Source organism: Vibrio sp. R10-SG-ISO4 (assembly GCF_059834135.1).
Map to the genome: position 1 here is coordinate 194,067 of NZ_JCBDHJ010000013.1, position 11,962 is coordinate 206,028.

General features: G+C 43.1%; 11 protein-coding genes. 7 read left to right on the forward strand and 4 right to left on the reverse strand.

Annotated elements, in window-relative coordinates; translation table 11 throughout:
* Window positions 1-14 precede the first annotated feature (14 nt).
* Entirely contained in the window at window positions 15-1,601 is a 1,587-nt protein-coding gene (locus tag AC6R03_RS07370; RefSeq protein ID WP_500630956.1) for a cytochrome ubiquinol oxidase subunit I, read from the reverse strand.
* Window positions 1,602-1,732: 131 nt separating this feature from the next.
* Window positions 1,733-2,206, reverse strand: a complete 474-nt coding sequence (locus tag AC6R03_RS07375) for a Dps family protein (protein ID WP_500630955.1) — start codon at window positions 2,204-2,206, stop codon at window positions 1,733-1,735.
* A gap of 245 nt (window positions 2,207-2,451) precedes the next feature.
* Here AC6R03_RS07375 and AC6R03_RS07380 point away from each other — a divergent pair, with 245 nt between their 5' ends.
* Together AC6R03_RS07380 and AC6R03_RS07385 are read left to right on the forward strand one after the other, a co-directional pair.
* The gene (locus AC6R03_RS07380) at window positions 2,452-3,432 is read left to right on the forward strand and encodes an SLAC1 anion channel family protein (protein ID WP_500630954.1); all 981 of its coding nucleotides are present in this window, start codon (window positions 2,452-2,454) and stop codon (window positions 3,430-3,432) included.
* 31 nt (window positions 3,433-3,463) lie between these two features.
* Window positions 3,464-3,805 carry a carboxymuconolactone decarboxylase family protein gene (locus tag AC6R03_RS07385; RefSeq protein ID WP_500630953.1) on the forward strand — a complete coding sequence of 114 codons (342 nt, stop codon included), beginning with the start codon at window positions 3,464-3,466 and terminating at the stop codon, window positions 3,803-3,805.
* A gap of 47 nt (window positions 3,806-3,852) precedes the next feature.
* Here AC6R03_RS07385 and AC6R03_RS07390 read toward each other — a convergent pair whose 3' ends face one another.
* A complete protein-coding gene (locus AC6R03_RS07390; RefSeq protein WP_500630952.1) occupies window positions 3,853-4,659 on the reverse strand; it encodes an AraC family transcriptional regulator in 807 nt (268 codons plus the stop codon).
* 206 nt (window positions 4,660-4,865) lie between these two features.
* On the opposite strand from AC6R03_RS07390, the gene AC6R03_RS07395 reads away from it, so the two are divergent.
* From AC6R03_RS07395 to AC6R03_RS07415, 5 genes are all read left to right on the forward strand, one after another.
* Window positions 4,866-5,516, forward strand: a complete 651-nt coding sequence (locus AC6R03_RS07395; RefSeq protein ID WP_500630951.1) for a peroxiredoxin — start codon at window positions 4,866-4,868, stop codon at window positions 5,514-5,516.
* Window positions 5,517-5,623: 107 nt separating this feature from the next.
* Complete coding sequence (locus AC6R03_RS07400; RefSeq protein ID WP_500630950.1) at window positions 5,624-6,487, forward strand: MBL fold metallo-hydrolase; 864 nt, start codon at window positions 5,624-5,626, stop codon at window positions 6,485-6,487.
* A gap of 15 nt (window positions 6,488-6,502) precedes the next feature.
* Entirely contained in the window at window positions 6,503-6,913 is a 411-nt protein-coding gene (locus AC6R03_RS07405; protein ID WP_500630949.1) for a protein tyrosine phosphatase family protein, read from the forward strand.
* Window positions 6,914-6,948: 35 nt separating this feature from the next.
* Window positions 6,949-8,676 carry a SulP family inorganic anion transporter gene (locus AC6R03_RS07410; RefSeq protein WP_500630948.1) on the forward strand — a complete coding sequence of 576 codons (1,728 nt, stop codon included), beginning with the start codon at window positions 6,949-6,951 and terminating at the stop codon, window positions 8,674-8,676.
* 83 nt (window positions 8,677-8,759) lie between these two features.
* Window positions 8,760-10,076, forward strand: a complete 1,317-nt coding sequence (locus AC6R03_RS07415) for an NAD(P)/FAD-dependent oxidoreductase (protein ID WP_500630947.1) — start codon at window positions 8,760-8,762, stop codon at window positions 10,074-10,076.
* Between the two features lie 462 nt (window positions 10,077-10,538).
* On the opposite strand, the gene AC6R03_RS07420 is transcribed toward AC6R03_RS07415, so the two are convergent.
* Complete coding sequence (locus tag AC6R03_RS07420) at window positions 10,539-11,936, reverse strand: SLC13 family permease (protein ID WP_500630946.1); 1,398 nt, start codon at window positions 11,934-11,936, stop codon at window positions 10,539-10,541.
* Between the last annotated feature and the right edge of the window lie 26 nt (window positions 11,937-11,962).

Consider the following 11,962-nt stretch of genomic DNA (forward strand, 5'->3'; position numbering starts at 1 on the left):
GTCATTCTCCCTTGTTACATTTCTACTTGGCGGTTAACTTCGTCTTGTGCAAGTTCACCGTTCTTTTCAAAGTGGTAGCGACCCGTCTTGAGGATGCTCGGTCCCTTACGTGCAAATTTAACCATCAGATAAACTTCCACGATCAGGAATACGGTATACAAGGCTGCTATTGCAAGTAGTGACCCCCACAACTGGCCGGCAGTCAAGCCCGATACCGCGAGGTCAACTGGCAGGATTTCACCTACAGCCCAAGGTTGACGCCCATACTCTGCGACGAACCAACCTAGTTCAACGGCAAGCCAAGGCAAAGGGATGCTCAAAAGTGATGCTTTGAGAATCCAAGGCTTCTGAGTGATTTTCTGTCGGCACGTTTGGATAAACGCGGCACCAAACACGAACAGCATCGTGAATCCGATAGCGACCATCAGGCGGAAAGACCAAAATAATGGCCCCACGGCTGGGATAGAATCTTCAACTGCAGACGCAATCTGCTCATCTGTAGCATCGACCACTTCATCGGTGTAGCGCTTGAGAAGTAAACCGTAACCTAGATCGTCTTTGACATGATCGAATTCGAGCATGTTTTCTTCTGAGGTTTCTCCACCTCGCAGTTTTTGAAGCAATTCATACGCGTGCATACCGTTACGTATACGTTCTTCATGCTCCACCTTGAGATCAGCGATACCAGTTACTTGTCCGTCTAGGGAGCGAGTCGCTATGATACCTAGAACCCAAGGGATCTTGATTGCGAAGTCATTGTGCATCGTTTCCTGATTTGGAAAAGCGATGACAGTAAATGCAGCAGGAGCTGGTTCTGTATGCCATTCTGCTTCAATTGCTGCCAGCTTAACTTTTTGTACGTCACCGAGTTCATAACCAGATTCGTCACCAAGTACGATTACAGAAAGTACCGCCGCTAGACCAAATGATGATGCGATTGCAAATGAACGACGTGCAAAAGGAATGTCACGTCCTTTGAGGAGGTAGTATGAGCTAATGCCAAGTACGAACATTGCGCCTGTTGTGTAGCCCGCTGCTACGGTATGAACAAACTTAACTTGAGCTACTGGGTTAAGAACAAGTTCTGCAAAACTGACCATTTCCATACGCATGGACTCAAAGTTAAACTCTGAACCAACAGGGTGTTGCATCCAACCATTGGCAACTAAGATCCATAGAGCAGAAAAGTTTGAGCCCAAGGCAACCAACCAGGTAACAACTAAGTGCTGGCGCTTAGACAGACGGTCCCAGCCAAAAAAGAAAAGGCCTACGAAAGTGGATTCTAAGAAAAAGGCAACGAGGGCTTCAATGGCTAGTGGTGCACCAAATATGTCACCGACATAATGAGAATAATACGACCAGTTCGTTCCGAACTGAAATTCCATAGTCAAACCGGTTGCTACACCTAGTGCGAAGTTTATACCGAACAGCTTGCCCCAAAATTTGGTCATGTCCTTATAGATTTCTTTGCCTGTCATAACGTAGACAGATTCCATGATGGCGAGCAAGAAAGCTAAACCTAAAGTCAATGGAACGAACAAAAAGTGATACATCGCTGTAAAGGCAAATTGCAGTCGTGATAGATCAACTATGTCAATCATAGTTACTCCTATTTGTCGGTTAAACGACACAGATACCTGTTGTATTAAATCGAGAGAATGCTGAGCCAGTAATTATCTGACAGTGCTAAGATAAAGTCGTAAGTGTCAGATTAGGCGCGAATTAATTTACTCTACTCGGCTGAAATAGCCCTTAACATCCATGCCGTTTTTTCATGCACGCGCATTCTATCTGAAATCAGTGCCGCTGATGATTCATCATTGGCTTCCTGAGCTATCGTTAGTATTTCACGGCAAGTCCTAATGACTTGTTCGTGACTTTGAGTGAGAATTTTCACCATATCCATTGCTAGCGGGATCTCCTCTACTTCTTCAATGGAGCTTAGTGCTGCTAAGGATTTATAAGTACCAGGAGCTATGATATTCAATGAACGAATTCGTTCAGCGATATCATCTACAGCTGTTGCAAGTTCTGTGTAATGTTCTTCGAACATCAAATGAAGCTCGCGGAACTGGCGACCGGTCACATTCCAGTGAAAGTTGTGAGTTTGTAAATAAAGGGTGTATGAGTCTGCCAACAATCGCTTTAGGCCATCAGCAATAGCAATACGGTCAGGTTCATTAATTCCTATATTGATAGTATCCATAGTAACTCCTTGATTAATAATAAAACCCAGAGAGAAAGTATCAGCATCTCTATCGAAAATATAGTTTGGGAATCGACCTATGCTGAAACTGGGCTAACAACTACTTTACAATATTATTTTTTTTTAAAATACCGGCTGTCGTATTAGGAATATGAATTGTCGTATTTTTTGTCAAAAGCGTCACTAATATGCGGTTATATTAAGATGCAACTAATAGTTAAAGTCAGTTTCTTAAAAGGCTTGTTATGAATAACGTATCCATAAACCACTCATCCTCTGCAAAGGTAGAAAGCCGATTAATACATTTCCCTATTTCAATGTTTTCCATCGTTATGGGGTTGAGTGGATTTTCAATTGCGTGGCAAAAAGCTCTGGGGATGTCTTTTCCTGTGGTGACAACATTCACCAGTGCTTTGGCAAGTATCGTTATGCTGCTGGTGAGCAGCCTTTATCTACTAAAACTCTTTCGCTATCCAAATGCAGTGATCGCAGAAACAAAACACCCGGTCAAGATTAATTTCTTTTCAGCTTTCTCAATCAGCCTATTACTCCTTTCCGTCGTTTGGCATAGGTTTGAATCGCTTTCCTATTTTTTATGGGGCATAGGAGCGGCCGTCCAGTTATCGTTAACTTTATTGGTTATGCATAGCTGGATACACCACGATCACTATCGACTAGAGCACGCTAATCCTAGTTGGTTTATTCCGGTTGTTGGTAACATTATTGCTCCAATCACAGGAACTAAGTTGGGATATATGGAGGTAAGCTGGTTCTTTTTCGGCGTTGGTATTGTTTTTTGGATTGTACTATTAACCATCATTATCAACCGTTTGATTTTTCATGAAGCTCTGCCAAAACGTTTTAAACCTATGCTGTTTATCTTGTTAGCACCACCATCTATTGGTTTTGTGTCCTATAGCTCACTAGTGCCAGAGCTGACTGACTTATCCAGAATACTTGCTTCTGTGGCACTATTCACCGCTATTTTACTGGTACTAAATATCAATGAATTTAGAAAAGGTGGTTTTTATCTTTCATCTTGGGCTTTTTCATTTCCGGTAGCAGCTTTTAATGTTGCTTTATTTAGATATGCCGAGCTAGTTCATTTACCTGAATACTTCTATATGGGAATAGCGCTATTAGGATGTCTAACCCTTCTAATTTTTTGGCTTTCATTTAATACACTCAAAGCCATAAAGTACGGTGAAATCTGCAAGCCAGAGTAAATAAATTTAAATATACAACTAAGGTAAAGTTATGAGCAAAAATTATACAGAAATTAATCAGCAACAACGCAAACTAGGCTCCGCTTTTCGAAAAGAGAGCCCTGATACTCTCAACGCATTTTTAAGCCTTCACAAAGCAGCTTTTTCTCCGGGCGCTATGGGAACCAAGTATAAAGAGCTTATCGCAGTTGCGATTGCCATCAATGTCCGTTGCGATGGCTGTATCGGTTCCCACGTTGAATCAGCGGTTAGAGCGGGAGCTTCCAGAGAAGAACTGGTTGAGACCATAAATGTTGCGATCTTGATGGGTGGTGGCCCTGCTGTTATTTATGGAACACAAGCGCTAGCTGCTGTGGACGAATTTAGTCGCTAATTAATTGTATCCGCTCTACTTGGTACAAGTAGGACGGATACACCATGTTAACCATCATTGTGCTTGGACTCGATACATTGCTGAGGAGGAACACCAAAAAATTTGCTGAACTCTCTAGTGAAGCTCGGAACACTCTTATATCCGATTTGATGTGCTACGGCTTTGCTTGTCATCCCTTGCTCTATAAGATCTCGCGCCAGAATCAACTTATACCGACTTTTCCATGTTCTAAACGTCAGTCCTGTTTCTTTAACAAATAGCCTCTCTATCGTACGCGGGCTTGCGCCAACCTTAGGTGCAAGGGAGAACAACTGATGGTTAGAAGAAAATTCGTTAATTAGTAAACTTAGTAATTTTTTCAAACGAGGGTCTGCCCCAGATGGCATCCAATAAGTTGTTTGCTCTAAAGAAGATAACTCTTCCAACACAACAAGACCCAATAAGCGACTGTAGTTTTGATTAGTCTTATCACTTACAAGCCTTTCCATAACATCTTTCAATAAACTACTGAGTTTCATTACGACGGCTTGCTCATTTCCTGGAAGAACGTCATAAAAAGGATCAACATATAAACTCAACAACACTGTGTTTGTGTCACTGGATAGCTCATGAAAGACGTTACTAGGAATCCATATCCCACATGATGTTGGTACTATCCATACCTTGTTACTACTAAGGATACTGAAGGTACCTGATTTAGCCCATATAAACTGTCCTCTAGGATGCTGGTGTTCAGGAACGCCAGTACCCGCTTCTAGTTGCCTTTTTTCTATAAGTACGGGCTTTGCACTATCAAGGATATATGCTTTGGCGCTTGGCTGAAGGTTTGTCGTGTTGAGATAGTTTCTTGTCATTTTTTGGTGAGTTTTATGTCATTGAGGGTTGTATACTGTGCGTATGGTTGGTCGATTATTAAACAGTATACAGTGAGTCGAATACGTCCACTTTGTTCCTAAAGTGATTATTAGAGATCGATCAGATTAAACCATAGCTTTTTAACTAGCCAGTTATTACTGAACTGATGATAACTAATCGATTGTAAGATGATGAAAGGTGACCTATGTGCGAACATGAAAAACAAATGGTAGCAATGCCACAGTTAAACAAACCAGCACCGGCATTCAATGCCAAGACAACACACGGGACGTTAAAGTTGGAAGACTACAAAGGAAAATGGCTCGTGCTATTTTCTCATCCTGCCGACTTTACACCAGTATGTACAACCGAATTTATGGCTTTTGCGAAGGCCAGTGATGACTTTAAAACACTAAATTGTGAATTGATGGGGCTGTCTATTGATGGTGTTCACGCGCACATCGCGTGGGCTCGTAGTATTAAAGATAACTTTGGAGTAGAAATTAACTTCCCGATTATCGCCGACCTGAATATGAAAGTTGCTAGCGCTTACGGCATGGTTCAGCCAGGAGCAAGTGATACTTCTGCTGTACGTGCCACTTTCGTTATCGATCCTGAAGGCGTTTTACGTGCAATGTTGTACTACCCCATGAGCAACGGCCGTTCAGTTGCCGAAATTCTTCGTTTGGTTAAAGCGTTACAAACTACAGACTCTAATGTTTGTGCAACTCCGGAGAGCTGGACTCCCGGCGATGAAGTGATTGTTCCACCACCAGCAACTACTCAAGAAGCCGAAGTGCGTAAAGATCAAGGTTACAATTATGTTGACTGGTACTTCAGCAAAAAAACGCTGTAATCGGCAAGCTCCACCCACTCTATATTGAGACGACATTTTAACGGGTACCTTCCGGTGCCCATCATTCCAATGCCGAGAAACTCAATATTTACAGCAACGGAGGAAACATGACTCCCAACGTTTATGAATTTTTTGATTCAAAAACCTTCACATACAGCTATGTCGTCGTTGATTTTAACAGTCAACAATGTGCTGTGATTGACTCAGTGCTCGACTATGATCCAGCATCAGGCAGAACTTCATACGAAATGGCTGACAAACTGATTGAGTTTGTAGTGGAAAGTGACTTACAGGTTGAGTGGATTCTTGAAACCCATGTCCACGCCGATCATCTAAGCGCGGCTCCCTATATCAAACAGAAACTCGGCGGAAAACTGGGCATTGGTGACAAAATCACGGTGGTACAGGATACGTTTGGCAAACTGTTTAATGCCGGTAGTGATTTTGCAATGGACGGCAGTCAGTTTGATCACCTGTTTGCTGATCAGGAAAGTTTTACCCTTGGCGGTATTAAAGCTCAGGCAATTCATACTCCGGGCCACACACCTGCTTGCATGGCTTATGTGATTGGGAACTGTGTATTTGTTGGCGACACCTTATTTATGCCCGATTACGGCACTGCCCGTTGCGATTTCCCCGGCGGAGATGCAGCGACCCTTTATCAATCAATTCAGAAGTTATTCGCTCTGCCTGATGATACACGCGTCTTTATGTGTCATGACTACAAAGCACCACACCGCGAAGAGTATCTGTTTGAAACGACGATCGGTGATGAGCGTTTACACAATATTCACGTCAAACAGGGTATTTCTGAGCAGCAATTTGTTGAAATGCGTGAAGGACGTGATGCCACGCTGAATATGCCGACCCTGATTTTGCCTTCGGTTCAAGTCAATATGCGAGCCGGAGAATTACCACCGGAAGAAAATAACGGTGTGCGCTATCTGAAAATACCATTGAATAAAGTCTGAAGCGGAGTTTCTGTTATGCTGGTACCAATCTATCTAACCGATTCAATTACCGTTTCATCACAAATTCTACCCAGCGATGTAGCACGTCTTGCTGTGATGGGATTTAAGTCTATCGTCAATAACCGCCCTGACGGGGAAGAAAATGGTCAGCCTCTGAATAGAGAAATTGAACGACTGGCTAAAGAACAGGGCTTAGCCTATTTCCACTTACCAGTGATATCCGGAAATATTACTCAAGAGCAGGGGAAACAGTTTGGTCAGTTCTTTGCGCAGGCCCCTAAGCCTATTTTTGCTTTCTGTCGTACAGGCACACGTTGCAGTGCACTTTGGTCGATGAGCAGCGACGAATTAGGCTCATTTGATCACCGTATTGCCCAAGCCGCCGAAGTGGGTTTTGACCTGAGTTGGGTTAAGCAACCCGATTGAACGAATTCACATACATTGCTTAGGATAACCAAGGCATGAAAAATTCCTGGTTGAAATGGTTGCCGATATCGTCTTGGTTGCCTGACTATTCGCGTCATGATGCTACTAAAGATGGCTTAGCGGCTATTATCGTGACTTTGATGTTAATTCCACAAAGTCTTGCATACGCGATGGTCGCTGGCCTGCCGCCCGTTGTTGGTCTGTACGCCAGTATTCTGCCGCTGATCGCTTATACTCTGTTTGGTACTAGTAAAACACTAGCTGTTGGTCCGGTCGCAGTCATCTCACTAATGACCGCAGAAGCCGTTGCTCCTCTGTTTGAAATGGGTAGTCAAGGTTATATCACTGCTGCTGCAACCCTGGCATTTCTTTCCGGTATCGTGCTATTTCTGATGTCGGTACTAAGACTGGGATTTCTGACGACGTTTTTAAGCCATCCAGTGCTTTCCGGCTTTATGACCGCCTCCGGTATCCTTATCTCTATCGGACAGTTTAAACATATTCTTGGCGTGCCGCTGCACGGAGAAAATGTAATTGAACGCCTGACTAATTTGATTCTTGCGTTACCTCAAACCAATTTTTATACCTTGCTGATTGGTACCTCCTGTTTGATTGCCCTGATCTACGCACGTAAGAACCTCAAAACTAGTTTAATTAAGCTAGGGCTTTCGTCAGAATTGGCAAGTCATGTAACTAAACTGGCTCCAGTGATGGTGATGATACTGAGTATTGTACTGGTAGCCCTGTTTGATTTGGACAAAAAAGGCGTCAGCGTAGTCGGCCAGATCCCAAGCGGTTTGCCCAGCTTTTCACTTCCATCACTCGATCTGGCACTAATCGGTGACTTGTTTCCAGCCGCTATTTTGCTGAGTATTATCGGTTTCGTCGAGTCAGCTTCCGTTGGGCAGACATTAGCAGCAAAACGTCGCCAGAGAATTGAGCCTAATCAGGAACTGATTGCCTTAAGTGGTGCCAACATTGCCTCCGCTATTAACGGTGGATTCCCGGTTACCGGTGGTCTATCGCGCTCAGTAGTCAATTATGATGCCGGCGCAGAAACACCATTAGCGGGCACATTTACTGCCATCGGCATCGGTATTACCGTGCTCTATTTCACACCGCTGTTTACCTACTTGCCACATGCGGTGCTAGCGGCAACCATTATCGTAGCAGTATCCGCATTGATTGATGTGAAAGCCATTATCCATACCTGGAAAAGCGCCAAAAGTGACGCTATCGCCATGTTTCTTACCATTATTGGTGTACTGGCCTTCAATGTTGAGATTGGCGTACTGGCTGGACTGGCTGCCTCTCTGGCGCTATTTCTCTGGCGCACCAGTCGGCCACATATTGCAGTGGTCGGTTTAATTGAAGGGACTCAACATTTCCGCAATATCCTGCGCTTTAATGTGATCCAAAGTAAAACAGTACTCAGCCTGCGAATTGACGAAAGCTTATATTTCGCCAATGCTCGCTATCTGGAAGATCAGATTCCGGAATATCTGGAACAGTACCCACAAATCCAACACTTGGTATTGATGTTATCTGGGGTAAACATGGTGGATGCCAGTGCGCTGGAAAGCCTCACGTTGATTCACGAACGTCTGAAAGAATCCGAGATTCAACTGCACTTATCAGAAGTTAAAGGCCCAGTCATGGATGACATTCTAAAGTCAGATTTTTTTGAACACTTAAAAGGCAAGGTATATATCAGCCATTATGAAGCGATGGCTGATTTGGATAGTTCGATTTGCAATCGTTGATTTATTGCTACTCAATGAAGGTGTAGGATTGAGATAAGCGATTGTTTCTTTGTTTAATTTGTGCATTTCTAAAGGACCTATTTATGCCTATAACACGTAGAACATTATTAAAGTCCGGGCTCACTTTGGGCGCTTTAGGCGCTGTTGGTGTCGGGTATAATGAAGCAAGTAAAATCGATAGCAAAGCTAAAATTGTTATTGTTGGTGGTGGAGCCGGAGGAATTGGCATTGCAAACATGCTGCTACGCAAGCTTAATGGCGCGCAGATTACGGTTATTGAGCCACGCGACTTCCATTGGTATCAGCCAGGACAAACATTACTTCTTGCTGGATCTTATGATAGTAAAAGTGATGTCGTTGCGCCCTTAAACCGTTATGTAGATCGCCAGATAAACTGGAAACGCGGTACAGTGGTTGAGTTTCAACCAGATATGAACATAGTGATAACTGAAAGCGGTGAAAAAGTTGGATATGACTATCTAATCGTTTCAACTGGTATTGAGCTACGCTATGATCTTATTGAAGGAATGGAAACTGGATTAATAGGAAAAGGTGGAATAGCGAGTATCTATCACAGTCCAGAAGCTGGTCTAGCGAGCTATAAGCAGGCGCAACAGTTTGTTGAAAACCCAGGAAATGGTCAGGCAGTGTTCACCCGTCCAGTTGGTGCGATGAAGTGCGCCGGTGCACCAATGAAAGCCACAAACTTAGTTGAATATTTTGCTGCTCAAAGTGGGCGAAGAGACGAATTTAATTTCAACTACTATACGTCAGAAAACATACTTTTTTCTGTTAAGGCGTTCAATGACAAGTTGAAAGAGGTTTGGCAAAAGCGGAACATAACACCAAATTATGAGCAAGTACTTACCTCTATTGATAGCAGTAATAAATCGGCAATCTTTACTCAGCCAGATGGCTCAAGCCAACGCATTAACTGGGATTTTATTCATATCGTACCGCCGATGACACCGCCTAAGGTTATTCGTGATTCTGCGTTAGCAGACAATAAAAATTTCCTAGGATATTTGGATGTTGATAATTTTACTATGCAGCATAACCGTTATCCTAATGTTTTTGGCATTGGCGATTGTGTTGGTACACCAATTGGTAAAACAGCGGCATCAGTTAAATCCCAGCTTCCTGTTGTGGCGGAAAATTTATGCAGTTTAATAAAGGGGCAGTCGTTAACCGCTAATTGGGATGGTTATACTTCTTGCCCAATGATTTTGGATGTCGGCCATGCAATGTTGTGGGAATTTAACTATGCTTTGCAGCCAGTAACCGCCTTACCTTTTGAGATTGTTGATCCATTGGATGAAAGTGCGATCGCCTGGCGTTTTGAAGAAACGCTTCTGAGACCAGTTTATGATGTGATGCTTAAAGGATATACACCGATTTAGTCATTTTCAAATGATAGGTGGGGCTTTCCCACGGTACAACCGGCAGTATTGTGGTTAATGAGTTTGTGTAAGCATAATGAAAAACCATTCATTCTTGATGTGCGTGGCCAGGATGAATATGAGCAGATGCGGCTTGGTATTGGTGAAACGTTAATTCCTTGTGCTAAGGTAGCGCTTGGACGAATTGCCACAAGATAAAGAAACGGAGATTATCTGCTATTGCAAAATCTCGTTAAGAGGTTATGAAGCTCAATTGGTACGTAGTGCTTATGGCTGGAAAATGTAAAAGTAATGGAAGGCGGCGTAATGGCTTGGCCATATACTCGGGGAAAAATAGCTCAAAGTAGTAGTAAGCTGAAAACGCAATCACAAGTGATTTATTAATAAGAGCCTGACCAATTCAATGTGGTCAGGCTCTTATTATTTAGCATATTGATTGTATAAAGTATTAGTGGCAGGTTATTAACCAATCCAGCCTAGTAGTTGCCACCATAGGAAATCTAAAGGCATCAGCACAACAACCGTAATGGCCGTTAACGGAAGAGTAATTTTTAATAGCTTAGACAGAGGCTCTTTTGATAAGTGCATTGCAACGACTAGTGGTCCTACTTGATATGGGAAAATTACGGTCGAAAAACCAATTACCTGAGTCATTATAACAGCGGGTAGAGAGAACCCGGTTATTTGAGCGAAATCTCCGGCCATCGGTGTTAATACTGTTGGAACACCAGGGATTGTTGCGATTAATCCTGTGAGAGTTGAAATGATAGACAGTGCCATGAAACTCAGGAATGAGCTGTTTTGGTCTGCTGGAAGTATATGTCCAAATAACTGCCCTAATGCTGAGCCAATTCCGGATTCATTAACAAGAGCTCCCAGCCCTAAAGCACCTGCGACAAAAATCACTGTGGCAAAATCAACTGAGCTATTAAACGCTTTGGGTTCTACAATTCCCCATTTAGGTAATAGAAGTATAATTGCGGTCACTAAACCTACCCAGGCCGGATTAATGCCGTGAATGGTATCTGTTATCCAGAATAGCAACGTGATAGCGAGCAAAATACCCACTTTTTTCTGCATCTTTTGGTCAGAAACAAAACTTTCGCTACTGGTGTCTTCAGCGGCTGATGGGGCCGAAATTTCGTCAGGGAAAATACGCAGTACTAACCAAATGACGACCAAAGATTTAACGATACCCAATATGGGAAAATGAAGTAGCAAGTATTCAGTGTAGCCAAAGGTAACATTAAAGAGGTTTTCACTGGAGCCAGCTAAAATCATGTTGGGAATATTGGCAGGTAACACTGCAAAACTTGGCATATTGCACGAAATTGCAAGGGCAGTAGCAATGCCAATTCGGCCGTTACTGCCTTTTTTCAGTCCAATGGTGTCAGCTAATGCCATACCAATGGGAATTAACACCACTGCTCTGCCTACGGAAGAGGGCATGATAAACCCCAGTAGCATGGCACTAAATACCAAACCGGCGATAAGTTGCGGGTAACTAACTGTTAAGTAAGGTGAAATCATTGTCGCAAGTTTTTGGCCCAACCCGGATTTGGAAATTGCTGCACCAATGATAAACCCTGAAATGATGAGCCATACAGCGGTAGAACCAAAACCCGCGAATACTATCGATGGTGAAATTAGGCCCAATATCGTGACTAAAGCAAAGAAAATCAAACTAGCCAGAAAGGGCGGAACGAATCCTGAGCTCCAAAAAACGAGTGTGACTAAGACAACTGCGGCACTCCGAGAAAACATCTCGGACTGACCTGGAAGTGGAAAGATACTAATCACAAGTGCAAATATCAAAGCGATAATTACAGCGACTGACTTTACATTGAGCCGGCTGACCATATGTGTTTTCTCCTGAACTTTTATAA